Source organism: Mycobacterium sp. NGS69, assembly GCF_059812165.1.
Genome location: NZ_JCALCD010000001.1, coordinates 466,430 through 492,891 on the forward strand (window position 1 = coordinate 466,430; position 26,462 = coordinate 492,891).

Annotated in this window: 30 protein-coding genes; 12 read left to right on the forward strand and 18 right to left on the reverse strand. The window is 70.1% G+C overall.

The annotated features are described in order from the left end of the window. Positions 1 to 3: 3 nt before the first annotated feature. The 7 genes from AC5Y2S_RS02435 to AC5Y2S_RS02465 form a co-directional block, all read right to left on the reverse strand. A complete protein-coding gene (locus AC5Y2S_RS02435) occupies positions 4 to 480 on the reverse strand; it encodes a DUF3180 domain-containing protein (protein WP_499903865.1) in 477 nt (158 codons plus the stop codon). Then, the gene (gene folK / locus AC5Y2S_RS02440) at positions 480 to 1,016 is read right to left on the reverse strand and encodes a 2-amino-4-hydroxy-6-hydroxymethyldihydropteridine diphosphokinase (protein WP_499953563.1); all 537 of its coding nucleotides are present in this window, start codon (positions 1,014 to 1,016) and stop codon (positions 480 to 482) included. The genes AC5Y2S_RS02435 and folK overlap by 1 nt, the downstream gene beginning before the upstream one ends. Next, on the reverse strand, positions 1,013 to 1,414 hold the full coding sequence (gene folB, locus AC5Y2S_RS02445) for a dihydroneopterin aldolase (protein WP_499953564.1): 402 nt from the start codon (positions 1,412 to 1,414) through the stop codon (positions 1,013 to 1,015). Before folB ends, folK begins: the two co-directional genes overlap by 4 nt. Continuing rightward, positions 1,407 to 2,231 (reverse strand): dihydropteroate synthase, encoded by an 825-nt coding sequence (gene folP, locus AC5Y2S_RS02450; protein WP_499953566.1) that lies wholly within the window; start codon positions 2,229 to 2,231, stop codon positions 1,407 to 1,409. The genes folB and folP overlap by 8 nt, the downstream gene beginning before the upstream one ends. Next, positions 2,228 to 2,860 (reverse strand): GTP cyclohydrolase I FolE, encoded by a 633-nt coding sequence (folE, locus tag AC5Y2S_RS02455; protein WP_499953568.1) that lies wholly within the window; start codon positions 2,858 to 2,860, stop codon positions 2,228 to 2,230. Before folE ends, folP begins: the two co-directional genes overlap by 4 nt. Before the next feature lie 16 nt (positions 2,861 to 2,876). After that, positions 2,877 to 5,252 carry an ATP-dependent zinc metalloprotease FtsH gene (gene ftsH / locus AC5Y2S_RS02460; protein ID WP_499953570.1) on the reverse strand — a complete coding sequence of 792 codons (2,376 nt, stop codon included), beginning with the start codon at positions 5,250 to 5,252 and terminating at the stop codon, positions 2,877 to 2,879. A gap of 242 nt (positions 5,253 to 5,494) precedes the next feature. Continuing rightward, positions 5,495 to 5,908, reverse strand: coding sequence for a VOC family protein (locus AC5Y2S_RS02465; protein WP_499953571.1), 414 nt, complete (start codon positions 5,906 to 5,908; stop codon positions 5,495 to 5,497). A gap of 78 nt (positions 5,909 to 5,986) precedes the next feature. Between AC5Y2S_RS02465 and AC5Y2S_RS02470 the strand changes: the two genes are divergently transcribed. The 4 genes from AC5Y2S_RS02470 (at position 5,987) to AC5Y2S_RS02485 (ending at position 11,259) form a co-directional block, all read left to right on the forward strand. After that, positions 5,987 to 6,952 carry an alpha/beta fold hydrolase gene (locus tag AC5Y2S_RS02470; RefSeq protein ID WP_499953573.1) on the forward strand — a complete coding sequence of 322 codons (966 nt, stop codon included), beginning with the start codon at positions 5,987 to 5,989 and terminating at the stop codon, positions 6,950 to 6,952. Then, positions 6,952 to 8,142, forward strand: coding sequence for an LLM class flavin-dependent oxidoreductase (locus AC5Y2S_RS02475; protein ID WP_499953575.1), 1,191 nt, complete (start codon positions 6,952 to 6,954; stop codon positions 8,140 to 8,142). Before AC5Y2S_RS02470 ends, AC5Y2S_RS02475 begins: the two co-directional genes overlap by 1 nt. After that, complete coding sequence (locus tag AC5Y2S_RS02480) at positions 8,142 to 9,155, forward strand: zinc-binding dehydrogenase (RefSeq protein WP_499953576.1); 1,014 nt, start codon at positions 8,142 to 8,144, stop codon at positions 9,153 to 9,155. Before AC5Y2S_RS02475 ends, AC5Y2S_RS02480 begins: the two co-directional genes overlap by 1 nt. Positions 9,156 to 9,351: 196 nt before the next feature. After that, complete coding sequence (locus AC5Y2S_RS02485; protein WP_499953577.1) at positions 9,352 to 11,259, forward strand: PE family protein; 1,908 nt, start codon at positions 9,352 to 9,354, stop codon at positions 11,257 to 11,259. Between the two features lie 3 nt (positions 11,260 to 11,262). Here the strand turns inward: AC5Y2S_RS02485 and AC5Y2S_RS02490 are convergent, their stop codons facing one another. The 4 genes from AC5Y2S_RS02490 to AC5Y2S_RS02505 all read right to left on the reverse strand — a co-directional run bounded on the left by AC5Y2S_RS02490 (position 11,263) and on the right by AC5Y2S_RS02505 (position 13,942). Continuing rightward, a complete protein-coding gene (locus AC5Y2S_RS02490; RefSeq protein WP_499953578.1) occupies positions 11,263 to 11,547 on the reverse strand; it encodes a WXG100 family type VII secretion target in 285 nt (94 codons plus the stop codon). 29 nt (positions 11,548 to 11,576) lie between these two features. Next, positions 11,577 to 11,873, reverse strand: a complete 297-nt coding sequence (locus AC5Y2S_RS02495; protein ID WP_499953580.1) for a WXG100 family type VII secretion target — start codon at positions 11,871 to 11,873, stop codon at positions 11,577 to 11,579. A 78-nt stretch (positions 11,874 to 11,951) separates the two neighbouring features. Then, positions 11,952 to 13,073, reverse strand: coding sequence for a PPE family protein (locus tag AC5Y2S_RS02500; RefSeq protein WP_499953582.1), 1,122 nt, complete (start codon positions 13,071 to 13,073; stop codon positions 11,952 to 11,954). A 29-nt stretch (positions 13,074 to 13,102) separates the two neighbouring features. Then, positions 13,103 to 13,942 (reverse strand): PE family protein, encoded by an 840-nt coding sequence (locus AC5Y2S_RS02505; protein WP_499953584.1) that lies wholly within the window; start codon positions 13,940 to 13,942, stop codon positions 13,103 to 13,105. Positions 13,943 to 14,124: 182 nt separating this feature from the next. Between AC5Y2S_RS02505 and AC5Y2S_RS02510 the strand changes: the two genes are divergently transcribed. Together AC5Y2S_RS02510 and AC5Y2S_RS02515 are read left to right on the forward strand one after the other, a co-directional pair. After that, the gene (locus AC5Y2S_RS02510; RefSeq protein ID WP_499881533.1) at positions 14,125 to 14,478 is read left to right on the forward strand and encodes a hypothetical protein; all 354 of its coding nucleotides are present in this window, start codon (positions 14,125 to 14,127) and stop codon (positions 14,476 to 14,478) included. Between the two features lie 92 nt (positions 14,479 to 14,570). Continuing rightward, positions 14,571 to 14,861, forward strand: coding sequence for a CDGP domain-containing protein (locus tag AC5Y2S_RS02515; protein ID WP_499953586.1), 291 nt, complete (start codon positions 14,571 to 14,573; stop codon positions 14,859 to 14,861). 28 nt (positions 14,862 to 14,889) lie between these two features. On the opposite strand, the gene AC5Y2S_RS02520 is transcribed toward AC5Y2S_RS02515, so the two are convergent. Together AC5Y2S_RS02520 and AC5Y2S_RS02525 are read right to left on the reverse strand one after the other, a co-directional pair. Further along, positions 14,890 to 16,116, reverse strand: a complete 1,227-nt coding sequence (locus AC5Y2S_RS02520) for a PPE family protein (protein WP_499953587.1) — start codon at positions 16,114 to 16,116, stop codon at positions 14,890 to 14,892. Between the two features lie 2 nt (positions 16,117 to 16,118). After that, positions 16,119 to 16,418 (reverse strand): PE family protein, encoded by a 300-nt coding sequence (locus AC5Y2S_RS02525; protein WP_499953588.1) that lies wholly within the window; start codon positions 16,416 to 16,418, stop codon positions 16,119 to 16,121. A gap of 295 nt (positions 16,419 to 16,713) precedes the next feature. Between AC5Y2S_RS02525 and AC5Y2S_RS02530 the strand changes: the two genes are divergently transcribed. After that, the gene (locus AC5Y2S_RS02530; RefSeq protein WP_499953589.1) at positions 16,714 to 17,424 is read left to right on the forward strand and encodes an SIMPL domain-containing protein; all 711 of its coding nucleotides are present in this window, start codon (positions 16,714 to 16,716) and stop codon (positions 17,422 to 17,424) included. Here the strand turns inward: AC5Y2S_RS02530 and hpt are convergent, their stop codons facing one another. Genes hpt through dacB form a run of 4 tightly spaced genes read right to left on the reverse strand, consistent with a single transcriptional unit; the run spans position 17,425 to position 21,464 of the window. Then, the gene (gene hpt, locus AC5Y2S_RS02535) at positions 17,425 to 18,036 is read right to left on the reverse strand and encodes a hypoxanthine phosphoribosyltransferase (RefSeq protein WP_499953591.1); all 612 of its coding nucleotides are present in this window, start codon (positions 18,034 to 18,036) and stop codon (positions 17,425 to 17,427) included. A 43-nt stretch (positions 18,037 to 18,079) separates the two neighbouring features. Next, complete coding sequence (gene tilS / locus AC5Y2S_RS02540) at positions 18,080 to 19,039, reverse strand: tRNA lysidine(34) synthetase TilS (protein WP_499953592.1); 960 nt, start codon at positions 19,037 to 19,039, stop codon at positions 18,080 to 18,082. Then, the gene (locus AC5Y2S_RS02545) at positions 19,018 to 20,082 is read right to left on the reverse strand and encodes a zinc-dependent metalloprotease (protein ID WP_499954333.1); all 1,065 of its coding nucleotides are present in this window, start codon (positions 20,080 to 20,082) and stop codon (positions 19,018 to 19,020) included. Before AC5Y2S_RS02545 ends, tilS begins: the two co-directional genes overlap by 22 nt. Then, the gene (dacB, locus tag AC5Y2S_RS02550) at positions 20,079 to 21,464 is read right to left on the reverse strand and encodes a D-alanyl-D-alanine carboxypeptidase/D-alanyl-D-alanine endopeptidase (protein WP_499953593.1); all 1,386 of its coding nucleotides are present in this window, start codon (positions 21,462 to 21,464) and stop codon (positions 20,079 to 20,081) included. The genes AC5Y2S_RS02545 and dacB overlap by 4 nt, the downstream gene beginning before the upstream one ends. A gap of 115 nt (positions 21,465 to 21,579) precedes the next feature. Between dacB and AC5Y2S_RS02555 the strand changes: the two genes are divergently transcribed. Both AC5Y2S_RS02555 and AC5Y2S_RS02560 read left to right on the forward strand, forming a co-directional pair. After that, positions 21,580 to 22,077 (forward strand): inorganic diphosphatase, encoded by a 498-nt coding sequence (locus tag AC5Y2S_RS02555; protein ID WP_499953595.1) that lies wholly within the window; start codon positions 21,580 to 21,582, stop codon positions 22,075 to 22,077. Between the two features lie 47 nt (positions 22,078 to 22,124). Beyond that, complete coding sequence (locus tag AC5Y2S_RS02560; protein ID WP_499953596.1) at positions 22,125 to 22,826, forward strand: hypothetical protein; 702 nt, start codon at positions 22,125 to 22,127, stop codon at positions 22,824 to 22,826. Here AC5Y2S_RS02560 and AC5Y2S_RS02565 read toward each other — a convergent pair. Beyond that, positions 22,823 to 23,911 carry a DUF475 domain-containing protein gene (locus tag AC5Y2S_RS02565; RefSeq protein ID WP_499953597.1) on the reverse strand — a complete coding sequence of 363 codons (1,089 nt, stop codon included), beginning with the start codon at positions 23,909 to 23,911 and terminating at the stop codon, positions 22,823 to 22,825. The two genes, AC5Y2S_RS02560 and AC5Y2S_RS02565, sit on opposite strands and share 4 nt — an antisense overlap. A 91-nt stretch (positions 23,912 to 24,002) precedes the next feature. Here AC5Y2S_RS02565 and AC5Y2S_RS02570 point away from each other — a divergent pair, with 91 nt between their 5' ends. The 3 genes from AC5Y2S_RS02570 to AC5Y2S_RS02580 are packed head-to-tail and all read left to right on the forward strand — an operon-like array spanning position 24,003 to position 26,356. Next, positions 24,003 to 25,277, forward strand: a complete 1,275-nt coding sequence (locus AC5Y2S_RS02570; RefSeq protein WP_499953599.1) for a hypothetical protein — start codon at positions 24,003 to 24,005, stop codon at positions 25,275 to 25,277. Between the two features lie 24 nt (positions 25,278 to 25,301). Then, entirely contained in the window at positions 25,302 to 26,003 is a 702-nt protein-coding gene (ppgS, locus tag AC5Y2S_RS02575; RefSeq protein WP_499953600.1) for a polyprenyl-phospho-N-acetylgalactosaminyl synthase PpgS, read from the forward strand. Continuing rightward, entirely contained in the window at positions 26,000 to 26,356 is a 357-nt protein-coding gene (locus tag AC5Y2S_RS02580) for a DUF2304 domain-containing protein (RefSeq protein WP_499953601.1), read from the forward strand. The genes ppgS and AC5Y2S_RS02580 overlap by 4 nt, the downstream gene beginning before the upstream one ends. Positions 26,357 to 26,462 lie beyond the last annotated feature (106 nt).

The following is a 26,462-nucleotide window of genomic DNA, read 5'->3' on the forward strand; positions in this document are numbered from 1 at the left end:
GCGCTAAGTTTCCGCGCCCTCGCCGTGCTCGGTCGGATCCTGCGGGGACTTGCAGCAATGCTGCAGCCACAGCGCGGCGACGACCAACGCGAGCGCGCTGATGGCGGCCACCAACGCGCCGGTGGTGTCCTCCTCGGCCGCGCGCAGCCAGGACCGCCGCGGCAGCAAGTAGACCAGCACCCCGACCCACCAGCCCAGGACCAGCGCGCCCACCCACGCCGACGCCTTGGCCACCATCACGCTGCGCGCCACCGCCAGCGGATGCAGCCAGCCCGGCCCGTCACCGATCTCGCCGTCGCCGATCTTGACCCGCACGTAGCGCGCCCACAGCGCCTCGGCGACGGCGACCACCAGCAGCGAGACGCCGGTCCACATCGTGATGGGCGGAAACCAGCGATACAGCGAGACCACCAGCAGATAGCCCAACACCGCAGCGCCGACCACCGCGGCCGTCAGGTCACGCTTGCGGGTCGGGCCCATCAGGTTTCCGATTTCTTGGCGAGCGTGAGCGTCAGGTTGGACAGCCGAACGCCGGCCCGGTCGGCCGGGTCCAGTTCGGCCAGCAGCTGGGCGACGGGACGCCGCCCTTCGGCGACCGTCAGCCGGGCGTCCGGCTCGATGGCCAGCCACGGCACCATCACGAACGCCCGCAGGTGGGCCAGCGGGTGCGGCAGCGTCAGGTTGGGCTCGCGGGTGATCACTTCCATTTCGCCTTCGCCGTAACAGGCGACCAGGTCGACGTCGAGGGAGCGCGGGCCCCAGCGCTCGCCGCGGACCCGACCCGCCGCCCGCTCGAACTCCTGCGCCCGGCTCAGCCACGCCTGCCCGTCGCACGCCGGGTCGTCGGCGATCAGCACCGCGTTGAGAAACGGGGCCTGATCCACCCGGCCCCAGGGGTCCGTCTCGTAGACGGGAGACACCGCGACCACTTCTTCCCCGAGCGCGTCGACGACCGACTGCAGCCGGGCCAACCGGTCCCCCAGGTTGGAGCCGACGGACAGCACGACGCGACTCATACCGCCCCGCCGGCCGGGATCACCGAACCGCGGCCGCCGCGCCGCGACCGCCGCACCACGACGGCCACGTCGGCGAACTGCTGCGGGATGGGGGCCTGCGGCTTGTGCACCACCACCTCGACGGCGTGCACGCGCCCGTCGTGCATCACCCGGTCGGCGATCTCGGCGCCGACCGTTTCGATCAGCTTGCGCGCCGGCCCCGAGACCACGTCGGCGGCCAGCTGGGCCAGCGCGCCGTAGTCGTACGTGTCGGCCAGGTCGTCGCTCGCGGCGGCGTCGGCCAGGTCGATCCACACGGTAATGTCGACGACGAAATCCTGCCCGGACGCGCGCTCGTGTTCGAAGACCCCGTGACGGCCGCGAACGGCCAAGCCGCGCAACTCGATTCGATCAGCCATTCTGGGCCCATGCCTCGACGACCTTGAGGGCATCGACGGAGGCGCGCACGTCGTGCACCCGAACGCCCCAGGCCCCGTGCAGGGCGGCCAGCGCTGAAATCACCGCCGTCGCCGTCTCGCGCCCGTCGGGCGGTCGCGGCGACCCGTCGGGCCCGGCGAGCAACGTGCCGAGGAACCGCTTGCGCGAGGCGCCCAATAGCACCGGGATTCCGGTGGCGACGAGCTGCGGCAGCGCGTGCAGCAACGCCCAATTGTGTTGTCCCGTCTTGGCGAATCCCAGCCCCGGGTCGATCACCAGCTTGTCGGGATCCACCCCCGCGGCCACCGCGTCGTCGACGTTGGCAAGCAGCTCGGCGCGCACCTCGGCCACCACGTCGCGATACCGCGGGGCCTCATGCGGCCGCTCGGGCGACACGGGCCGCCAGTGCATCAACACCCACGGCACACCGGCCTCGGCGAGCAGCGGGGCCATCGCGCGGTCGGCTCGACCACCCGACACGTCGTTGACGATCCGCGCCCCGCTCTGCAGCGCCGCCCGCGCGACGTCGGCGTGCATGGTGTCGATGCTGACGGTAATGCCTTGCGCGGCGAGTTCTTTGACGACGGGAACCACGCGCGATGCCTCGACCCGGGGATCGACGCGAACGGCGCCCGGACGGGTCGACTCCCCTCCGACGTCGACGATGCCCGCGCCCTCGGCGGCCATCGCCAGGCCATGGGCGACGGCGTCGTCGGCATCGAGATAGCGCCCGCCGTCAGAGAACGAATCGTCGGTGACGTTGAGGACTCCCATCACCTGCACGGGCGCCGGACTCACTTGCGCAGGATGAGATCGAGCGCTTCGGCCCGGGAGGCGGGACTGGTCTTGAACATGCCACGCACCGCCGAGGTCGTGGTGACGGCGCCGGGCTTGCGGACCCCGCGCATCGCCATGCACAGGTGCTCGGCCTCGACGACGACGATCACCCCGCGCGGATCGAGCTTGTTCACGAGGGCGTCGGCGATCTGGCTGGTGAGCCGCTCCTGAACCTGGGGCCGCTTGGCGTACAGGTCGACCAGACGGGCGATCTTGGACAGGCCGGTCACCCTGCCGTCCTTGCCCGGGATGTAGCCGACGTGGGCCACCCCGTGGAACGAGACGAGGTGATGCTCGCAGGTCGAGTACAGCGGGATTTCCTTGACGATCACCATCTCGTCGTGGTCCTCGTCGAACATGGTGTTCAGCACCGAGTCGGGATCGGTGTAGAGCCCCGCGAACATCTCCCGATATGCGCGCGCGACGCGGGCCGGGGTGTCCTGCAAGCCGTTTCGGTCGGGGTCTTCCCCGATCGCATACAGCAGCTCGCGGACCGCGGCCTCGGCGCGTTGCTGGTCGAACGCCCTGATGCGCGGAGAAGCCTGGCGGGTGTCCGGCCCCAAATCGGGCCCCAGATCCGCGAGAGCCATCGAGTCCTCCGTTTCGTCAGCCGTGTGCCGGCGGGTTGGACCGGCTCACGTCGTCATCCTCTTTCTCGGGTGACTTTCCGGCATCCGGGTGGGCCTGGCCGGGCGGCGGATAGGGCGGATACGGCGGATAGGGCGGGTACGCGGGCGGCCCCGACTGGCCCGGATAGCTCGGCACCGGCTGCGGCCAATACGGCTGCTGCGGGGGCTGCGCGGGCGGATACCAGTAGTTCGGCTGGTGTTGCTGCTGTTGGGGCGGCGGCCACCCCGGCGCATGCCAGCCGGCCGGGGCGCCGTAGTCCGGCTGGGTCGGGCCGTGGGGAGCGGGCTCCCGATCGCCGCCGGGCCGGCCGCCATGAAAACCGTTGGGGCCGTTCGCGTTTCTGTCGGCCTCCGCGCGGGCCGCCTCGGCGGCCTGGCTGGCCGCGGCGATCGCCGCCTTGAAGGCCGGCTCCTCGACCGGTGGCGGCCACGGCTCACCGCGCTCGATGGCCAGCTCGCCGGGCGTCTTGATCGGCGGCTTGTCCGACGGGATGCGGCCGCCGAAGTCGTCGAACATGGTGAGCCGCGGCCGCTTTTCGACGCCGGAGAAGATTCCCTCCAGCTCGGGCCGGTGCAGGGTTTCCTTCTCCAGCAGCTCGCCGGCCAGCGTGTCGAGCACGTCACGGTATTCGGTGAGGATCTCCCAGGCCTCGGTGTGCGCGGCCTCGATCAGCTTGCGCACCTCGTCGTCGATGTCGCGCGCGACCTCGTGCGAGTAGTCCGCCTGCGTGCCCATGGTGCGGCCCAGGAACGGGTCGCCGTGCTCGGTGCCGTACTTGACCGCGCCCAGCTTGGAGCTCATCCCGAATTCGGTGACCATCGAGCGCGCGATCTTGGTGGCCTGCTCGATGTCGGACACCGCGCCCGTGGTGGGCTCGCGGAACACCAGTTCCTCGGCGGCACGCCCGCCCATCGCGAACACCAGCTGGGCGATCATCTCCGAGCGCGTCCGCAGGCCCTTGTCCTCCTCGGGCACCGCCACCGCGTGCCCGCCGGTGCGCCCGCGGGCCAGGATCGTGACTTTGTAGACCGGGTCGATGTCCGGCATCGCCCAGGCCGCCAGCGTGTGCCCGCCCTCGTGGTAGGCGGTGATCTTCTTCTCCTGCTCGCTGATGATCCGGCCCTTACGGCGCGGGCCGCCAATCACCCGATCCACCGCCTCTTCCAGCGCGGGGCCGGTGATGACGGTGCCGTTTTCGCGGGCGGTCAGCAGCGCGGCCTCGTTGACGACGTTGGCCAGGTCGGCGCCCGTCATCCCGACGGTCCGCTTGGCCAGCCCGTCCAGGTCCGCGTCCGGCGCGATCGGCTTGCCCTTGGAGTGCACCCTCAAGACGGCGCGGCGACCCGCCAGGTCCGGGTTGGAGACCGGGATCTGGCGGTCGAATCGCCCGGGCCGCAACAGCGCCGGGTCGAGGATGTCGGGGCGGTTGGTGGCCGCGATCAGGATGACGCCGGCGCGATCACCGAAGCCGTCCATCTCGACCAGCAACTGGTTGAGCGTCTGCTCACGCTCGTCGTGGCCGCCGCCCAGCCCGGCGCCCCGCTGGCGGCCCACCGCGTCGATCTCGTCGACGAAGATGATGCACGGGCTGTTCTGCTTGGCCTGCTCGAACAGGTCGCGCACCCGCGAGGCGCCGACACCGACGAACATCTCCACGAAGTCGGAACCCGAGATCGTGAAGAACGGCACCCCGGCCTCGCCGGCGACGGCGCGCGCCAGCAGCGTCTTGCCGGTACCCGGAGGGCCGTAAAGCAGCACGCCCTTGGGGATCTTGGCGCCCAGCGCCTGATACCTGCTGGGGTTCTGCAGGAAGTCCTTGATCTCGTAGAGCTCCTCGACCGCCTCGTCGACGCCCGCCACGTCGGCGAATGTGGTCTTGGGCATGTCCTTGTTGAGCATCTTCGCCCGGGACTTGCCGAACCCGAAGCCCATCCGGGCGCCCCCCTGCATGCGGGAGAACATCACGAACAGGCCCACCAGCAACAGCAGCGGCAGCACGTAGACGAGCAACTCGCCCAGGATGCTGCCCTCGTTCACGACGGTGCTGACCTTCGCGTTCTTCGTGTTGAGCGCGTTGAACAGGTCGACCGCGTATCCGCTGGGGTACTTGGTGATGACCTTGTCGGAGTTGTCGGTGTCCTTGTTGCCCTTCTTCAGGGTCAGCCGCAGCTGCTGCTCGCGGTCGTCGATCTGCGCGCTCTTGACGTTGTCGCCGCTAATCTGGGACATCGCCACCGAGGTGTCGACGGGCTTGTAACCGCGGGTGTCGTCACTGAAGTAAAAAAACGACCAACCCAGCAGCACCACAACGGCGACCGCCGTGAGGGTGCGAATCACGTTTTTCCGGTTCATCAATCATCGGCCTCGTCGGCCAGGTCCTTCCCCGATACACGAAGCTGCAAAAGTCCAGGCTACCGCTAGTGTCGATCGCCAGCCCCGGCGAGCCGGGGCGCAGCGGGTCGGCACCATATGGCTAGTGTCGATCGCAAGCCCCGGCAGAGCCGGGGCCGCACCATCCTCACGGGATAACGAGCGGCGGTTCCCGGTCTGGTTCCCGACGTGGCAAACCACACAATCGCCGAGCGATGCGCCCCTCACTCGTAGTAGCGGGCCTCGACCACATTGCCGTCGGGGTCGGCGAAGTAGTACGTCTGCGGTGACCACCCTCGGGCCCCGAAGCTGTGGGTCAGCCGCGCGCTGGTGTCCACGCCTTCTTCATGCAGGCGCGCATCCAGCGCGTCGTACTCGGCCTTCGACAGCGCGAGGCAGACGTGGTTGACGGGTCGGCCGGCGCTTCCCTCGGCCACCGCGGACGACGCCGCGGCCGAAGCCATCTCAAGCGGCATCAGATCGATGATGGAGTCGTCGCACACCCGCACGCTCGGGAACGGCGCCTCGCCGGCCTCGAACTCCGCGAAGCGCACCGGCGCCAGCCCGACCACTCTCGTGTAGAAATCCATCGCCGCCCGTGCGTCGCTCGTCCAGAGAACCACGTGGTCCAATCGCATGCCCAAATTATGGGGCGGGGCGACGCGGGCGATAAAGACGCCCTTCTCAGCCCGGGGTCCTTGTGATTTGGTGAAACGGTGCTTTCGTCAACCCAGCGGTTAGTAGACACAAACGGCGTGCAATTGCGGGTGACCGAGGCGGGAGATCGCGGCGCGCCCGTGGTGATCCTGGCCCACGGCTTTCCCGAGCTGGCCTATTCGTGGCGACACCAGATACCGGTCCTCGCCGAGGCCGGCTATCACGTGCTGGCGCCCGACCAGCGCGGCTACGGCGGCTCATCCCGCCCGGATGCGATCGAGGCGTACAACATTCACGAGTTGACCGCCGACCTGGTCGGGTTGCTCGACGACGTCGGCGCAGAGCGCGCCGTGTGGATCGGGCACGACTGGGGTGCGCCCGTCGCGTGGCACGCGCCGCTGCTGCACCCGGACCGGGTCGCGGCGGTCGCCGCGCTCAGCGTGCCGGCGCTGCCCCGCTCGCACGTGGCGCCGACGCGGGCGTGGCGCAAGCTGTTCGGCGAGAACTTCTTCTACATCCTCTATTTCCAGGAGCCCGGCGTCGCCGACGCCGAACTCGGCGGCGATCCTGCCCGAACCATGCGACGGATGATGGGCGGCCTGAACGGTTCCGGCGGCGCGGACGCGCTGCTGCGGATGGCCGCCCCCGGGCCCGAGGGCTTCATCGATCGGCTTCCCGAACCGGACGGGCTGCCGGACTGGATCAGTCAGGAAGAACTCGACCACTACATCGCCGAGTTCTCCCGTACGGGATTCACCGGCGGCCTGAACTGGTACCGCAATTTCGACCGCAACTGGGAGACCACCGCCGAACTCGACGGCGCGAAGATCGACGTGCCGTGCATCTTTATCGCCGGAACCGGCGATCCGGTGCTGTCCTTCACCAGCCGCGACCGCGTTTCGGAGGTGATCTCCGGCCCCTACCGCGAGGCGATGATCGACGGGGCCGGACACTGGCTGCAGCAGGAACGGCCCGACGAGGTCAATGCGGCACTGCTCGAATTCCTCAAAGGAGTGAAATGGTAATGGGTGTCCCGCTGCGGTTCGGCGTCTTCATCACGCCTTTTCATCCCGTCGGCCAATCCCCCACGGTCGCACTGGAATACGACATGGAGCGCGTCGTCGCGCTGGACCGCCTCGGGTTCGACGAAGCCTGGTTCGGCGAGCACCACTCCGGTGGCTACGAGCTGATCGCCTGCCCGGAGGTGTTCATCGCGGCCGCGGCGGAGCGGACCAAGCACATCCGGCTCGGCACCGGGGTGGTTTCGCTGCCCTATCACCATCCGCTGATGGTGGCCGACCGCTGGGTGCTGCTGGACCACCTGACCCGCGGCAGGGTGATGTTCGGCACCGGACCCGGCGCGTTGCCGTCGGACGCGTACATGATGGGCATCGACCCGGTCGACCAGCGACACATGATGCAGGAATCCCTCGAGGCGATCCTGGCGCTGTTCCGCGCGGGCCCGTCCGAACGGGTCGACCGTCACGCCGACTGGTTCACGCTGCGCGACGCGCAGTTGCACATCCGCCCCTACACGTGGCCCTACCCGGAGATCTCCACGGCGGCAATGATTTCGCCGTCCGGCCCGCGGCTGGCCGGTGCGCTGGGCACGTCGCTGCTGTCGCTGTCGATGTCGGTGCCGGGCGGCTACGCGGCGCTGGAGAACACCTGGGAGGTGGTGCGCGAGCAAGCCGCGAAGGTCGGCCGCGACGAGCCGGACCGGGCTTCCTGGCGCGTCTTGAGCATCATGCACATCGCCGACAGCCGCGAGCAGGCCATCGAGGATTGCACGTACGGGCTGCAGGATTTCGCCAACTACTTCGGCGCGGCGGGCTTCGTGCCGCTGTCCAACGAGGTCGACGGCGAGGCCCAGACGCCGTACGAGTTCGTCGCGGACTATGCGGCCAAGGGCAATTGCTGCATCGGCACGCCGGACGACGCGATCGCGCATATCGAAGACCTGCTCGAACGGTCGGGCGGTTTCGGGACGTTGCTGATGCTCGGCCACGACTGGGCCTCCCCGGAAGCGACGTACCACTGCTATGACCTGATGGCGCGCAAGGTGATTCCCCATTTCAAGGGGCAACTCGAAGCGTCGCGGTCGTCGCACGACTGGGCCAGGGGCATGCGCGACCAATTGATCGGGCGCGCCGGTGATGCCATCGTCAAGGCCATCACCGAGCATGTCGACGAGCAGAAAGGCGTGGAAAGCTGATGCGCGCTGCGGTGTTACGAGACGGACGGATGGTTTACCGCGACGACGTGCCCGAGCCGGTGCCCGGGCCGGGTCAGGTGCTGGTCGGCGTGCGCGCGTGCGGAATCTGCGGCTCCGACTTGCATTTCGCCGCCCACGGGGACCAGGTCATGGAGATGACGGCGCAGGTGGCCGCCGGCGCCGGGGGCATGGGCGTCGACCTGAACAGCGACGTCTACATGGGTCACGAGTTCAGCGCCGAGGTGCTCGAGGCCGGGCCCGACACGGACACCCATCCGCCGGGGACCATGGTCACCTCGCTCCCGGTCCTGTTGTCCTCCAAGGGGGTCGAGCCGATCGTCTACAGCAACAGCACGATTGGCGGCTACGCCGAACGGATGCTGCTCTCGGCCCCACTGCTGTTGACCATCCCCAACGGCCTCGACTTCAAGCATGCCGCGTTGACCGAACCCATGGCGGTGGGGTTGCACGCCGTCAACAAATCCAACATCGCGCCGGGCGAGACCGCCCTGGTTCTCGGTTGCGGCCCGATCGGCATCGCCATCATCGCGGCCCTTCGGGCGCGCGGGGTCGAAACGATTGCGGCAGCGGATTTCTCGCCGAAGCGACGCGAGCTGGCCACCGCGATGGGCGCCCACCAGACGCTCGACGCGGCCCAGGGATCACCGTTCGACTCCGCCAAGCCCGCGGTCGTGTTCGAGGCGATCGGGGTGCCGGGCATCATCGACGATGTGCTGCGCCGCGCCCGGCCTGGCACCCGCCTGGTCGTCGCGGGGGTGTGCATGCAGCCCGACACCGTGCATCCCTTCTTCGCGATCGCCAAGGAGATCAGCGTGCAGTTCGTCCTCGCCTACACCCCGGAGGAGTTCGGCGACTCGCTGCGCGCGCTGGCCGAGGGCGACATCGACGTCTCTCCGGTGATCACCGGGGAGGTCGGGCTGGACGGCGTCGGCCAGGCCTTCGACGACCTGGCCGACCCCGAGCGGCACTGCAAGATTCTCGTGACGCCTTAGGCCGACGCGGCCTCGACGATTAACTGCGCGTGGTTCTCGGTGCCGGTGCTCGTCGCGAGAGTCGTTGTACGCGTCACGAAAGCGTCCTTCGGCGCACTGCACTGCGGGCGCTGAAAAGTTCGCCAGAATTCACCCGGGCGGGGTCCGGCTCGCATATGCTTTGCAACCTTCGGGTCAGCAATCGAAAGGGGTAGCGATGTCATATGTGGTGGCGGTCCCCGAGGTTGTCGCCTTCGCCGCGTCGGATCTGGCGGGCATCGGCTCGGCGTTGGGCGCCGCGCACGCGGCGGCTGCCGGCCCGACAACCGCGCTGGCGGCCGCCGCCGAAGATGAGGTGTCGGCGGCCATCGCGTCCCTGTTTTCCGGGCACGGGCAGACCTTTCAGGCCCTCGGCGCTCGGGCGGCGGCATTTCAAGACCAGTTGGTGCAGGCATTGAACGCCGCCGGGGGCGCGTATGCGGCCACCGAGGCCGCCAACGCCTCGCCCTTGCAGGCGCTCTGGCCCCTCTGGCAAGACGTGCGGGCGGTAATCAATTTGCCCACCGAGCTCTTGCTAGGGACTCCATTGATCGGCAAGGGCACCAACGGAGCGCCGGGGACGGGGCAACCCGGCGGCCCGGGCGGGCTCTTGTTCGGCCCCGGCGGCGACGGCGGGTCAGGCGCGCCCGGGCAGCCCGGCGGGAAAGGCGGCAACGCCTGGTTCTTCGGCAACGGCGGGCAGGGCGGGGCCGGCGGGACCGGCATTACCGGTCCCGCGGGTTCGACGTCCGGCGGCGGCACCAACGGCGGGTCGGGCGGCGCCGGCGGGGCCGGCGGAGCGGGCGGCAACGGCGGCCTGTTTTACGGCAACGGCGGTGGCGGCGGCAACGGCGGGGCAGGCGGGATGGGCGGAGCCGGTGTCACGCCCACCAGCTCCGCCAACGGCACCGGCGGCGGCCCCGGCGGCCACGGCGGCGCCGGCGGTGCCGGCGGTTCCGGCTCGCCCTTGTTCGGCCATGCCGGCAGTGGTGGCGCGGGCGGCGACGGCGGCCAGGGCGGCCAGGGCGGCACCGGCCACGCCGACACCGGCTCCGGTGGCGGCAACGGCGGCTCGGGCGGCGGCGGTGGGGACGCCGGCGCGGGCGGCACCGGCGCGACCGCGGGCGCGGCAGGCAACGGCGGCACCGGCGGCACCGGCGGCAAGGGCGGCGGCGCGGGTGCCGTGCCTTTCGGTGACCCTGGCGGTGGGGGCGTCGGCGGCCACGGCGGGAACAGCGTCGGCGGCACCGGCGGCCAAGGCGGCCTCGGCGGCGACGGCGGCGACAGCAACTTCAACGGCAGCGGCAGTTCGGTGTTCGGCGGCGGCCTCGGCGGCAACGGCGGCGCCGGCGGCACCGGCGTCACGGGTGGTAACGGCGGGAACGGCGGCAACGGCGGCAACGCCACCGTCGTCGCGACGGTTGCCGCCTCCGCAGCCGGCGGCGGCGGTGGCGGCGGTGGGGCCGGCGGCCTCAGCACCGCCGGCGGCAGCGCCGGCCGGGGCGGCAACGGCGGCAACGGCGGTTTCGGCACGGCCGCCGTAGGCGCGCAACACGCCACCGGCAACGGCGGTTTCGGCGGCGGCGGCGCCCAAGCCATTTCGGGAGGCCCTGGCGGTGGGGGCGGCGGAGGCGGCGCGGCCGGCATCGGCATCGCACTGGCCCCGGGCCAATCCGGCTCCGACGGCGCCATCGCCGCAGGCAACTTCTTTACCGCCGGGGATGGGGGTACCGGCGGCTTCGTCAACAACAACTCCGCCTCCGGAGTCGCCAGTGCCGGTGGTGGGGGCGGGGGCGGCGCCGCGATCCCCGGTAGCCCCGGCGCCGGAGGCGGCCAAGGCGGCAGCGCCGTCGTCAACTTCGGTACCGCGGCCGGGGGCCCGGGCGGGGCCGGCGGCACCGGCCAGACGATCGGCGGCGCCGGGAACGACGGCGTGTCCGGTGACGGCTCCGTCGCCGCCGCCACCGCCAACCCGGGAACCGGCGGCCAGGCCAGCATTGGAGGCGGGGGTGGCGGCGGCGGCGCTAATGCCGCAGGCGGTGCCGTTGCCGATGGCGGCGCAGGCGGTGGGGGCGGCGGCCTCTAACACCTAGGCCCAGCTCGATCCGACCGTGCTGTCGGTGCTGGCCATGTTGCTGCCGGCCGTCTGCACCCTCTGCCCGTGGGCGTTCGCATGCTCGTAGATCACCTGGAAATTGCGGCCCAGCTCGGTGACGAACTGCTGGCAGGCCGTCGAACCGGCGCCGCCCCAAAAGTCCCCGGCGGCAAGCACATCGCGAACGATGGCCTGGTGTTCGGCTTCCAGCGAGGCGGCCTGCGCGCGGATGGTGGCGCCGTGGGCGTCGACATCGCCGAATTGATAATTGATGGTCATGTGAATGGTCTCCTGTTCTGATCGGTTGGCTAGCTGCTCAGGACCTGCTGGGAGGCCCGCTCGTGCTGCTCGTAGTTGTTGGCGTCGCGGACCAGGCCGTCGCGCACCCCGTGCAGCAGGGTGACGATGTTGCGGAAGGCCTGATTCATCTGGCCCATGGTGTCGAGCGAGGTCGCCTGGGCCTGGCCGCTCCAGCCCGCGCCGGCGATGTTCTGCGAGGACGCCCACATCTTGCGGGCCTCGTCCTCGACGGTCTGGGCGTGGACCGCGAAGCGGCCCGCCATGTCCCGCATCGCGGGCGGGTCGGTCATGAATCGTGCGGTCATTCGTTTCTCCTTCGAAAGAAGTTGTGGTAGTTGCTGATTGGTCATCGATGGATCACCGAAGCTGCTTCCTCCCTCCCGTCATCCGACCACGCGCGGCAGCACGCTCACTCGCGGCAACTCGGCGGCGCCGGACGCACGCATCTCCATGCCCGCGACCGTGGTCGCGGGGATGCTCCGGGCCATCATCGGCGACGCCGCGGGGGCGCCCGATATCGGTGCGACGGCGGTTGCCTCAGCGGCCGGGACCGATGCCGGCGTCCAACCCGAGGGCACCGACACACCCCCGACCGACGCGGCCTGACCGAACGCCGCCGACGGCGCCAGCCGGGCGGGCATGCCCATCTCCGGCGTCACGCGCATCGGCGGCACGGTGGGCGTCGCGGGCATGAACGCCGGCCGCACGGCCGGGTCGGGTGCGACCATCGGCGCGATCACGCCCGGGTTCGCCGTCGACGTCGCGCCCGTCGCGCCCGTGCCCTGGCCGAGGGGCGCGCCGATCAGTTGCGCGAATTCGCCTATGCCGGACTGGAAGCCACTGATCAACGAGGGCCCGGCCGCGTTGAGCTCCGCCGGGATCGCCGACAGTCCCATAACCGCCTGGGTGCCCAGGCCCTGCTCCGCGCCTTCCAGATTGGTGACGGCGGTTCCGATGGCGGCGCCGGCCAAGCCCACCAGGTTCGTGGTGACCGGTGCCGTCGCCAGCGGGGTCAGCGCGGACGCCGTCGTCGAGGATGTGGCGTAGGCGTACATCGCGGCGGCGTCTTGGGCCCACATCTCGGCGTACTGCACCTCGGTAGCCGCGATCGCCGGGGTGTTGATGCCCAGGAAGTTGGTCGCGACCAGGGTCATCAGCAGGGCGCGGTTGGCGGCGACGAGCGGGGGTGGCACCGTGGCGGCAAACGCGGCTTCGTGCGCGGCGGCCGCGGCGGCCGCCTGCAGACCGGCCTGCTCGGCCCGCGCGGCGGTACTGTGCATCCACGCGACGTACGGCGCGGCGGCGCTTGCCATTGCTACCGATGACGGGCCCTGCCAACCGGCGTCGGCGAGCTCCAAGATCACCGACCCGTAACTGGTTGCGGCCGAACGCAACTCGGCGGCCAAGCCGTCCCAGGCCGCCGACGCGGCAAGCATGGGCGCCGAGCCGGGGCCCGCATACATCAGCGCGGAGTTGATCTCCGGAGGCAACGCGGCGAAGTCCATTGGTAGATCCCTTCTTTGAGTGGTTGTCGCTAGGCGCGCGCCGGCAAGGCCTGGGTGGGGCCGGCGGGTGACGGGTAGGCGGGAACGTAGTGCTCGGTCTGAATGGTCCCCGGGTAATTGGGTGCGGGCTGAACAGTCACCGGCTGAGCGGGCATCGCCGGCGCGGTCGCCGGGCCGACGGGCGTGACGGGCGCGGCCGGAGCGTGCTGGGTGGGCGCCGGGTGGGCCGGCGCGGCTGGCGCGGGGTGGGCGGGCGCCGGGTGGGCGGGTGCGGCGGGCGCAGCGTGGGCGCCGTAGCCGCCCGCGTACGGCGCCGCGTGACCGCCGTAGCTGAATCGCGCGTAGGGATCCACGCGACCGCCGCCATAGTTGCCGCCGGCGTAACCCCCGCCATGCGTCACCGGCCGAGCGCCGCCGTAGCCGCCGCCGTACGACGCCCGACCGGCGGGCGCAGCGCCGAAGGCGGGGGTGGCAGGCGGCGTGGGGGCGGGCCGAGGGGGCGCGACGTGCGTCATGCGGGCGGGCGCGGTCGGTGCCATGCGGGGCGGCGCGACATGTGCCACGCGGACACCCCCGGCCTGCGCCGCGTTCGCCGCCTCGGTGGCGGCATACGAGTTGGCGCCGATCCCGAGGGCCCGGACGAACTCGTCGTGGATCAGGGCCGCCTCGGCGCTGATCGCCTGGTAGACCTGGCCGTAGCCGGAGAACGCTGCCGCCGTCGCCGCCGAGACCTCGTCGGCCGCGGCCGGGATGACTCCGGTGATCGGAAACGCGGCGGTCACGTTGGCCGCGCTGACGGCGGAGCCGATAACGTGCAGCCGGCCGGCCGCCGCTTCCAGCAGCTCCGGCACGGTGACGACAAACGACATGTGGTGTTCCTCCTGATGCGAAACGCGGTGCCGAACTCCGGCACTGCCTGACGTTGTGAGGAGACTATGTCATAAATTATGAATCAATGTCTAGTTATTTATCAACGTTTCTTTGAATGTGGACATAGATCGCTGTTCAGGATGCTTTGACCGTGTTTTGGCATCCGGTTACTCTGGGAGGCATGCCACGAACCAACGCAGCCGGCTGGGGGCTGAAGCGCCTGCTCGAGGCGACGCTGAACCGCGATATCACCATTGAGCAGCTGCGTGACGCCTGCGGCGTCACCAAGGGCCGGTGGTACGGCGGCGTCGGGCGGGCAAACGCAGACGACTTTCCGGATGCAGAGGAAGCCCGGCGCGCGGCTCACGCCTTCGGGCTCAGCGCCACGTGGCTGCAGGTCGAACTCGGCCTCATCACGCTCGATGACGTGCGCGAGGCCTTGGACGGCCCGCCGGCCCTGGACCCCTTCAAGGTCACCACCCGCCAGCGAGTGCTGCAGATCCCGAATCCGCCGCCGGAGCAGCCACGCGACTAGGTCGCACTCGGGCACCGGCAAAACGCCGCCTAAGCGGTAGCGTCACTCTTACTGGCCGGGCCTCGACGCGCCGCGATGTGACGGGAGAAACCATGAAGCACTGCATCGTCGCCGCGCTGACCGTAGTGCTGATGGCCGCGGGGCTGATCGCCTCGGCGCCGCCGGCCAGCGCCGGCTGTTTGTACGGAGGGCCTTTCCTCAGCAAGTGTGACGACCCCATCCAGCCGGACGGCACCTGGCAACGTTGTGTCACGTTCACCCACCTGATCCCCAGCGGAGCCAGTTCCTTCCTGGTGCCCGAAAGGCGCTGCGATTTGATGGGTCCTGGCCAGAATCCCGGGGGTTTCGGCTTCGCCGACCCACCGACGCACCTCGACGGCTGATATTCCGGTCGGCTCCCGCGCTTAGCCGTCATCCCCCGACGGACGGCTGAGGCACCACTGTCGGCTTGAATCCGTATCGGGGAGCGGCGAAGTGCGCGACGCCGCGGCCGCCCCCACTACCCATCAGAGGCAGGCCGCCAAGGGCATTGGTGGCGGGTTCGGCGGCGGCCGCGCCGGCCCCGAGGCCGTTGAGCGTCACGACGGCGGGACTGGCCGGTGGGGCAACACCCGCCCAGGACGCCGGAACAGACAGTCCCCCAACCGATGTCGCCCGGCCGATGGTCCCGGCGGCGCCCCCCGCGGCGCCCGAGATGGCGTGGGGCACCGACTCGACGGCCTTGGCCGCCCCCTCGGCGGCCTTGGCGGCCTGCGGCATCACCGCCTGCGCCAAGCCCTGGATGTCCTTGAACGCGGTCGTGAAAAGCCTTGTGGGAGAGATCAGTCGGATGAAGGCGTCGAAACCCGAGCTGGCGTCGACCGTCGCCGAACCGGTCAGGCCCTCCACCAGGTCCCCGAGCGCTCCGGCCACGATGATGCCGTCGCCGTTGCTGTTCCAGGCGTGCCCGGTCAGGCCGAGCGCGGCGGCGGGGTTGACGAGCCAGGGAGGCGAATTCGTCAGACCGGCCAGACCGAACAGCACGTTGGGAATCCCGTAGAGGCCCTGCGCACCGGTACCCGCCCCGGCCGCCTGTGCCACCGCGGCGGCCTGTGCACCCAGGCCGGCCGGATCGGTGGCCGGCGCCGCCGGGCCGAACGGCGTCAGCGCCGAGGCGGCAGCCGACGAACCCGCATATCCGTACATCGCGGCCGCGTCCTGCGCCCACATTTCGCCGTATTGCGCCTCGGTGGCCGCGATCGCCGCGGTGTTCTGGCCCAGAAAATTGGTCGCCAACAGGGTCATCAACAGCGCCCGGTTGGCCGCGATCACCGGCGGTGGCACCGTAGCGGCGAACGCCGCCTCGTAGGCACCCGCCGCCGCCGCGGCCTGGGTCGCGGCCTCCCCGGCTTGCCCGGCGGTGGCGCTCAGCCACCCGACCTGGGATCCGGCCGCGGCCGCCATCGCCGCCGCGGCCGGGCCCTGCCATGGCCCGTCGGTCAGGCCGGCGATCAGCGACCGATAGGACGATGCCGTGTCCTGCAGCTCGGTGGCCAGCGCTTCCCAGGCGGCCGCGGCATTCAGCATGGGCGCCGAGCCGGGACCGGAATACATCAGCGCGGAGTTGATCTCCGGCGGCAACTGCGCGAAATCCAGCATGGCTAACCGACCGCGTTGGTGTTGGCGGCTTCGGTGGCCTCATACGAGCCGGCGCTGACGCCGAGCGTCGTCGCCAGCAGATCGCGCAGAGCCGCTGCTTGGGCGCTGACCTCTTGGTAAAGCCTTGCGTGCGAGGCGAAGTGCGCCGCAGTCAACATCGAGACCAGGTCCGCGGCCGCGGGGACGACCCCGGTCGTCGGAGCGACCGCGGCGGCATTTCCCGCCGCCACCAACGCATTCAGGGCCTGCATTTCCGCGGCGGCCCCAGCCAGGATCTCGGGTTGTGTGATCACGATCGACATATGTCCTCCCAAAAGTATGCGCGATCAATGGATTTCGGCACGACGACGTCACCGAAGCAGCTCAGAGGTTAGGCCTGCCACCTGCGGGCATCGCAACCCTTCACCCGCCGTGTTCATTGGCGGGCCGAAAACTGTTCATGTAGCTGCGCCAATGTGCTGCACCTTTTGCGAATGACATGAAAGATGTTGCAAACCAATATGATTAGAGTTCGAAATGAATTTCGGAATGATTGCCGCGACACGCACTAGGCTTTGCCGACGGCAAAAGCGCGCCCGGAAGCGTTATGGTCCACGCATGGTCCGCAAATCGCTTGCATTGGCCGCCGCCGGATTGACCGTCGCCGCGCTGTCGGCGTGCGACAAGCACAACGCCGCGCCGTCGCCGGGGGCGAATCCGCGCCAAGTGACCGTCGTCGGCTCGGGGCAGGTCCAGGGTGTCCCGGACACCTTGACCGCCGATGCCGGCATCGAATCCACCGCACCCGACGTCACCGCCGCGATGAACCAGACCAACGATCGGCAGCAGGCGGTGATCAACGCACTCGTCGGCGCGGGCCTGGACCGCAAGGACATCGGCACCACCACGGTCACCCTGGAGCCGGAGTACGGCAGCGGCACCGCGACGATCAGCGGCTACCGCGCGACCAACGCGATCCGGGTCAAGATCCACCCGACCGACGCCGCGTCACGGATGCTGGCCCTGATCGTCACCACCGGCGGCGACGCCACCCGGATCAACTCGGTCAGCTACTCGATTGCCGACGACTCGCAGCTGGTCAAGGACGCCCGCGCGCGGGCATTCGACGACGCCAAGGCCCGCGCCGACCAGTACGCCCAGCTGTCCGGCCTGCGGCTGGGCCGGGTGCTGTCCATCTCGGAGGCGTCCGGCGGCGCGCCCGCGCCCGGCGGCCCGCCGGCGCCGCCGCGCAGCACGGCCGCGGTCCCGCTGGAACCCGGCCGGCAGACGGTGGGTTTCTCGGTGACCGCGGTGTGGGAACTGGACTAGCTACTGCTCATAGACCCTGGGATCCAGGGTGCCGATGTACGACAGGTCGCGGTAGCGCTCGTCGTAATCCAGGCCGTAGCCCACCACGAAATCGTTCGGAATGTCGAAGCCCACGTAGGCGATCTCGACTTTGGCGCGCATCGCGTCGGGCTTGCGCAGCAACGTGCACACCCGCAACGACCGCGGATGCCGGCTCTTGAGATTGCGCAACAACCACGACAGGGTCAGACCGGAGTCGACGACGTCCTCGACGATCAGCACGTCGCGGTCGTGGATGTCGCGGTCCAGGTCCTTCATGATCCGCACCACGCCCGACGAGGACGTCGACGAACCGTAGGAGCTCACAGCCATGAATTCGAACTGGGTGGGCACCGGGATCGCGCGAGCCAGGTCGGTGACGAAGATCACCGCGCCCTTGAGCACGGTGATCAGCAACAGATCCTCGCCGGACTGGGCGGCAAGGTCGCGGTACTGGTTGCCGATTTCCTCGCCGAGTTCGGCGATGCGGGCCTGAATCTGCTCGGCGGTGAGCAGCACCGACTTGATATCCCCCGGATACAGCTCCACGGGCTGCGCGGGGGTGACAGCCGGGGAGATCTGGGCCACGCCCACAGAGTGCCACGCCGACGGCCGAATAACCAATGACCGCCCCCGTTTACACAGGCTCCCGCCACATCGTCAGCACGCCGTCGCGCCGCCCGGCGATCAAACGCTCGCCGCGCAGCGCGGAGCCCACCGCGACCCCGCCCTGCCCGCGCCACGCCGTGACAAGCGTGTCGACACCGCGAATCTGCTTGTCGGTCAACCCCGTCGCGCCCCCGGCCAGCAACCAGGCGCGGATCACCCGTCGTCGAACCGGGTCCGGCAACGCGGCCAGCGCCCCGGGCTCGAGCCCGGTCTTCGTCCGCACCCCGGGCAGCGCCTGCGCGGCGAGTGCGTCGATCATGTCGGTGTCCTCGCGCAGCGCGGTCGCGGTGCGCGCCAACGCCTCGGCCACGCCGCCGCCCAGCACGTCCTCCAGCAGGGGCAGCACCTCGAGGCGCAGCCGGGTGCGGGTGAAGCGGCGGTCGCTGTTGTGCGGGTCCTGCCAGGCGGTCAGCCCCAGTTCCGCGCACGCGGCGTGCGTCGCGGACCGCCGCACCCCCAACAGCGGGCGGCACCACGGGGGATCGTGCGGCCGCATCCCGGCGATCGAGCGCCCCCCGGACCCGCGGCCCAGCCCCAGCAGCACCGTCTCCGCCTGATCGTCGAGCGTGTGCGCCAACAGCACCGGGTCGTCGCCGCAGGCGCTCAGCGCCGCATAGCGGGCCGCGCGGGCCGCCGCCTCCGGGCCGCCGTCCTTGCCTACCTCCACGCAAAGCACTTGCGCGTCAACACATCCCAGGGCGAGCGCCTGCTCGCGGGCGGTTTCGGCGACGGCGGCCGAGCCGGGCTGCAGGCCGTGGTCGACGATCATGGCGGTGGTGGGTCGAAAAGGGGCCGCGACCGCGGTGAGCGCCAGGGAGTCAGGGCCGCCGGATAGCGCCACGCGCCACCGCTTTCCGGTGGCGAGATAGGTGTTGGCGAAAGCCTCGACAGCCGTGCGCAGCTGCCCTACAGCACCCTGTCGATCCATCGCTGGGGGTCTTCGATTTCAGCGGGCAGCGGCAGCGTTTCGGGGCCCGACCAGATGGTGTTGAACCGCTGCATCCCGACCTTGCCCACGACGTGGTCGACGAACGCCTTGCCGCGGGTGTACTGGCTGAGCTTGGCGTCGAGGCCGAGGAGCGCGCGCAGCACCCGCTGCAGCGGCGGCTGTTTGCGATGCCGGCGCTCGTCGAATCGGCGGCGGATGGTGGCGACCGACGGCACCACGACCGGCCCGACGGCATCCATCACGTGATCGGCGTGGCCCTCCAGCAGCGTGCCGAGCACGAGCAGGTGGTCGAGGGCCTCGCGTTGCGGCTCGGACTGCACGGCGCGCACCAGACCGAGAATCCCCGAGGAGGTGCCGTCCGATGCAGCCTCGCCGGTGCCGCGACTGCGGACGAATTCGGCGAGCCGGGTCGCCACCTCCCGGATGTCCTCCCCCGCGTCCTGCGTCAGCAGCCCCAGCGCCTGGGACATGTAGTCGGACAGCCAGGGGTTGGCGGTGAACTGGACCCGATGGGTCACCTCGTGCAGGCACACCCACAGCCGGAAATCGGTGGGGTTGACCCGGAGCTGGCGCTCGACGGCGATGACGTTCGGATACACCAGCAGCAGGCTTCCCTCGTTGGTCGCCTCCAGGCCCCTGGCGAACGGGTCGTACTGGCCGAGGATCCCCGACGACACGAACGCCAGCACGGCGCCCGTCTGCGCGCCGGTGATGCGGCCGGTGAAAAACCCCCGGGGCTTGTCGGTTCCGTTGGTCATCACCCGCATCGACTCGGCCGCCGCGCCGATCCACTGCAGGCGGTCGACGATGCGGGCCGTCGGAACCACACCGTCGGTGATCAGGCCGGTGACGTCGCGCACCGGCGGTTCGGCCTTCGCGGCGGCGCTCGTCAGCTCCTCGACCACCTGGCGGCGCGTGTAGTCGCTGGCCGCCGGGCCGGGCCGGGCCAGGCGCTGCCCGACGGTCGCCGCGAACCGCCAGTCGACGGCGGTCCCGAGGGTCAGGCTGGACGAGGCGGTCATGCGCACCCGCAAAACCACAGCTTGGTGGCCAGGGCGTCCATCGCGTTGCGGCCGTTCGGGCCCGCGTCGTTGGACAGGAACGCGAACGTCAGCACCCGCCCGCTGCGGTCGGTGAGCACACCGACCAACGAGTTGACGGCGGTCAACGAACCCGTCTTGGCGCGCAGCCAGCCGGCGGGGCCGCGGTCGGTGGCCGCGTCGAGGAACCGGTCGCCAAGGGTGCCGCTGCCGCCGGCGATCGGCAACAGATCCAGCAGCGCCCGCAACGCCGGCTGGTCGGGCCCGGCGGCGGCCTGCACCACGCCGTCCAGCGTCTTGGCCGTCAACCGGTCGTCGACGGAAAGCCCGCTGGAATCCACCAACCTGGCGCCGGCGGTGTCCACGTGCGCGGTGCTCAACCGGTTGGTCACCGCATCGACCGCCCCGGCGAAGCTCTGCGGCCGGTTGATCGCGGCGGCGACCTCCCGGGCGATGCACTCGGCCAGCACGTTGTCGGAGTGGTCCATCATCTCGGACAGCCGCTGGACCAGCGGCGCGGACTGCACGACGGCCAGCTGCCGTGCTCCGGACGGCGCCGTGGCGACCGTGACGGCGCCGGGGTCCAGGCCGAGCGCCTTGGCCAGCTCCCGCCCGGCGTCCAACGCCGGCGTCTTGGACCGCCGCGAGTTGACCGTGGTCGGCTGGATGCGGCCGGCGTCGATCATCACCGACTCGATCGGCGCGATGTCACCGTTGTCGACGTCGGCCGGGTCCCAGCCCGGCGCCATCGTCGGTCCGCTGAACGCCGAGATGTCCACCTGCACCGCGGTCGGGGTCACCCCGCTGCGCCGCACCTGCTCGGCGAGGTCGCTGATGCGCGCCGCGCCGCGGTACCAGGGCTCCACTCCCGGCGGCGCCGCCGACAGCACCGGATCCCCGGCGCCCACCAGCACGACGGGCCCTTGGGCGTTCTGGCTGCCCGCGACCACCCGGGTGCTGATCCGGGCCTGACGGTCCAGCGTCAGCAACGCCGCCGCCGCGGTCAGGACCTTGTTGGTCGATGCCGGCACCAGCGGCAGGTCGTCGGCGACCCGCCAGAGTTCCTTGCCGGTAATGGCGTCGGTGATCCGGCCACCCAGCCGGCCCAGATTGGGATCGGCGGCCGCCGGTGCCAGCCCGGCGGCCACCCCGGCCGGGCTCGGCGTCTCGGCGGTGTCGGCGACCGGGACCACGCCCGGCTTGACCGTCGGCGGTCGCGGCGGCGGCACCGGCACGTGCGACGCGCCGACGCCGTGACCTCCGGTGGTGAAAAACGTTGCCGCAGCCACCACCGCGGCGACGAACGCCAGCACGGCCAACCCGATGAACACCTGGGTGGATTTCCGCCAGCGAGTAGGACCCATCACTCTCCTGACTGTTTGAACCCATTCTGCCGAATCGGCCGCAATGCGCTCGACTAGGGTGATGCCCGACCCAACCGACCGACCCCGGTCCACCCCTCGTGAAGGAGCCCGCGCGGTGCAATTCGACGTCACCATCGAAATTCCGAAAGGTCAACGCAACAAGTACGAGGTCGATCACGAGACGGGCCGGGTGCGGCTGGACCGCTACCTCTACACCTCGATGGCCTACCCCACCGACTACGGCTTCATCGACGACACCCTAGGTGAGGACGGCGACCCGCTCGACGCGCTGGTGCTGCTGCCGCAGTCGGTGTTCCCGGGCGTGATCGTGGAGGCGCGCCCGGTGGGAATGTTCCGGATGGTCGACGAGGCCGGCGGCGACGACAAGGTGCTGTGCGTGCCGGCCGGCGATAACCGGTGGAAGCACATCCAGGACATCGGGGACGTTCCGCCCTTCGAACTGGATGTCATCAAGCACTTCTTCTCGCAATACAAAGCCCTGGAACCGGGCAAGTACGTCAAGACCGCCGACTGGGTCGACCGCGCCGAAGCCGAGGCCGAGGTGCAGCGTTCGGTCGAGCGGTTCAAAGCGTCCGGGCACAGACGCGGCTAACGCTCTGAGCGAAACCGCTCGCCGCCGCTCGGTGGCATCCTGGCGATGTGACCCCGTTGTGGCATTTCGCCTCCAACTTCTGGTGGCTGATCTTCCCGCTGGGCGGCTCGGTCGGCGCGGGTGTGCGGGCGGTCGTCGCCGCCAACGAGCGTCGGGCCGACCGACGGCTGGAGCGCTACCGGCTGAAGCAGCAGGCCAAGATTGCCGCGGCGGAGGCGGCGGCGCGCAACCGTGACACCAGGGACGGCTCGCGCCGAGAACTCACCAAAATCATTGCGTCGCATGACCGTACCGATGCGCGGTGGTTCGACTACGAACTCGACCTCGCCAAATTGCTGGACTTCCCGATGATGACGGACATGCGCGACCCGCTGACCATCGCGTTTCACAGGGCGAAGCGGCGTGCGGACCTGCTGCGCCCGGAACGGCCCTCGGACGTCGAGACCCTCGCCGGCGATCGGGCCGCGCAGGTGGAGTACCGCGACGCGGTCCACGAGTACATCAGCGCCTTCGAGATCGCCGAAGCCGAGGCGATTCGCCGTCGTCGCAGCGACTTCTCGGAGGACGACCAGCAACGGATGGCGCGCGCGCAGCACCTGCTGCACCTGGCCCAGGACGAGGGGGCCACGCGTGAGGAACGACAGACCGCCTACCTGCGGGCCACCAAGGAACTCGACGGGCTGATCGTGCTGCCCGCGCCGGCGCGGGCGGCCATCGAGCGGCGGATCGCCGGCCAGATCGAGGCCTAACGCGCCGCCGCGGCGGCGTGGCGCCTGTTGCGCAGCACGCTCCAGCCCAGGGCGGCCCCGATGAAGACGACGCCCACCGAGGCGGTGACGGCCTCGGGCACCTGGAATCGCGGCTCGATGGACATCAGCATGATCACCGATAGCGCGCCGATCGCCCAGTGCGCGCCGTGCTCCAGGTACACGTAGCGGTCCAGCGCGTCCTGCTGGACGAGGTAGATGGTGATGGACCGTACGAACATCGAGCCCACCAGCCCCAGGCCCAGCGCGATCACGATCGGGTCGGAGGTGATCGCGAAGGCGCCGGTGACGCCGTCGAACGAGAACGCGGCGTCGAGCACCTCGAGGTAGACAAACAGCGTCAGCCCGGCCTTGCCGACCGCGCTGCCGGCCGGCTTGCCGTCCGTCACCGCCTCGATGTCCTGGGGCCGAAACGCCCGGCTCAAACCGTTGACGACCAGATAGGAGACCAGACCCAGCACCCCGGCGATCAGCACCGTCGCACGCTCGTCGACGGAGTGCGTCAGCTGCGTCGCCACGACGATCAGCGCGACGCCAGCCACCACCACCGACACCTGACCGAGCCGCCCGATGCGGGCGAATGGGACCTCAATCCACTTGAGCCACTTGATGTCCCGGTCGTAAAACACGAAATCCAAGAACAGCATCAGCAGGAAGATCCCGCCGAACGCCGCGATCTGGGGGTGGGCGGCGGCGATCAGTTTTTCGTAGCTGGGCGAGCCGTCCGGGAATTCCATGGCGCCGTTCGGCGGCGGATTGAGCGCCAACTCGAACGCGCGAACCGGTCCGAGGCCGGCGGTGGCCCAGACGATGAGCAGCGGGAAGAACAGCCGCATGCCGAAGACGGCGATCAGGATCCCCACCGTCAGGAACATCTGCCGCCAAAACGGGCTCATCCGCTTCAGGATCGCCGCGTTGATGATGGCGTTGTCGAACGACAGTGACACCTCGAGGACGGCCAGCACCAGCAGCAAGAAGAGGGCGTTCAGGCCGCCGTGCAGATATCCGATCGCGAGGGCCGCGACCGTGACAATCAGTGAGATCCCGAAGATGCGGAACGCGGCCATGGATCCTTCCCCAACAGCCGCCCACAATAGCGACAGCTTTGCCGGCACGGGCCGCCGGCGTCGGCGCACTTACTATTTTCAAATTGTGGCGATGCCCGAAGCCGGTGGTACCCCGGCCTCCACCGGGGCCGGCCCGGTCGCGCGCGGCAGCGTGGCCCGGGTCGCCGCCGCCACCGCGCTGACCGCCGTGTGCGGGTATGCGGTGATCTACCTGGCCGCGCGCGACCTGGCGCCGCGCGGCTTTTCGGTATTCGGGGTGTTCTGGGGGGCGTTCGGTCTGGTCACCGGGGCCGCCTTCGGCCTGCTGCAGGAAACCACCCGCGAGGTCCGCTCGGAGAGCTACCTGACCGACATCGGGGCGGCGCCGGTCAGCCGCACCCACCCCCTGCGGGTCGCCGCGATGATCGGCGTGGCCGCGGCCGTCGTGATCGCGGGTAGCTCGCCGCTGTGGAGCGCACGGGTGTTCGTCGAGGACCGCTGGTTGTCGGTGGGGCTGCTCTCCGTCGGGCTGGCCGGCTTCTGCCTGCACGCCACCCTGCTGGGCATGCTGGCCGGGACGAATCACTGGACTTCGTACGGCGCGTTGATGGTGACCGACGCGGTCATCCGGGTGACGGTCGCCGCCGCCACGTTCGTGCTCGGCTGGAGCCTGACCGGATTCCTGTGGGCGACGGTGGCGGGCGCGGCGGCCTGGCTTATCGTCCTGGCGGCCTCGCCCACGGCCCGCGCGGCGGCCCGGCTGCTGACGCCGGGCAGCACGTCGACGTTCCTGCGCGGCGCCGCGCACTCGATCACCGCGGCCGGTGCCAGCGCGATCCTGGTGATGGGGTTTCCGGTGCTGCTGAAGCTGACCAGCACCGAGCTGGGCGCCCAAGGCGGCGTCATCATCCTGGCCGTGACGCTGACGCGGGCGCCGTTGCTGGTGCCGCTGACCGCCATGCAGGGCAACCTCATCGCGCACTTCGTCGACGAGCGCAGCGACCGGCTTCGGGCGCTGATCACGCCGGCGGCGATCATCGGGGGCATAGGCGCGGTCGGGGTGCTGGCGGCGAGCGTGATCGGCCCCTGGCTGCTCCGGGTCGCCTTCGGGCCGCAATACGAGGCCAGCGGCGCGCTGCTGGCGTGGCTGACGGCCGCCGCCGTGGCGATCGCGATCCTGACGCTGACCGGTGCCGCCACGGTCGCCGCGGCACTGCATCGCGCCTACGCCCTCGGGTGGGTCGGCGCGACGGTGGCCTCGGGGCTGCTGCTCTTGCTGCCGCTGCCGCTGCAGACGCGCACCGTGGTCGGCCTGCTGTGCGGACCGATGGTGGGAATCGGCGTGCATCTGGTCGCGCTCGCGCGCGCCGGACGCTTAACCGGCTGATCCTGGCTAACCTGATGGGCATAAATGGGCACTGAACCGCGCTACCCGGACGTCTGGATCGTCATTCCCGCCTTCAACGAAGCCGAGGTCATCGGCGACGTGATAGCCGACGTGCGCTCGAGGTTCGACCACGTCGTCTGCGTGGACGACGGCAGCACCGACGGCACCGGCGAGATCGCCAGGCGGGCCGGGGCGCACCTGGTGCGCCATCCGGTCAACCTGGGCCAGGGGGCGGCCATCCAGACCGGCGTCGAGTACGCCCGCCGGCAGCCCGGGGCTCAGGTCTTCGTCACGTTCGACGCCGACGGCCAGCACCGCGTCAAAGACGTGACCGCGATGATCGACCGGCTGGCGGTGGGTGACGTCGACGTCGTCATCGGGACCCGGTTCGGCTCGCGCGAGGGCAGCCGGCCACCGCTGTTCAAGCGGATCGTGCTGCAGACCGCGGCGCGGCTGAGCCGGCGCGGTCGCCGACTTGGCTTGACCGACACCAACAATGGGCTGCGGGTGTTCAACAAGAAGGTCGCCGACGGGCTGGACATCACCATGAGCGGCATGAGCCACGCCAACGAGTTCGTCATGCTGATCGCCGAAAACCATTGGCGCGTGGCCGAACAACCGGTCGAGGTGCTTTACACCGAATACTCGAAGTCGAAGGGGCAGCCGCTGCTCAACGGCGTCAACATCATCTTCGACGGGTTTCTGCGAGGGAGGATTCCGAGATGAACTGGATCCAGGTGCTTTTGATCGGGGCGATCGTCGCCCTGCTGGTCTATCTGTTGCGGTCCCGCAGGAGTTCGCGGTCCAAGGCGTGGGTCAAGGTCGGATACGTCCTGTTCGTGTTCGGCGGCATCTACGCCGTGCTGCGGCCCGACGACACGACGGTGGTCGCGCACTGGTTCGGGGTGCGCCGCGGCACCGACCTGATGCTCTACGCGCTGATCATCGCGTTCAGCTTCACCACCCTGAGCACCTACATGCGGTTCAAGGACTTGGAGTTGCGCTACGCGCGGCTGGCCCGCGCGGTGGCGTTGGAGGGCGCGCAGGCACCCGAACCGTCGTCGAGCGGCCGCGGTTGAGTGTGAGCTGACGGCTTTGTGTGGTGAAGCCACGGCGGGATTTCGACGAATTCCTCGCCCTGGACTCACACGGAAAGCCCTGACTGCACAACCAAGCCCCAAACGT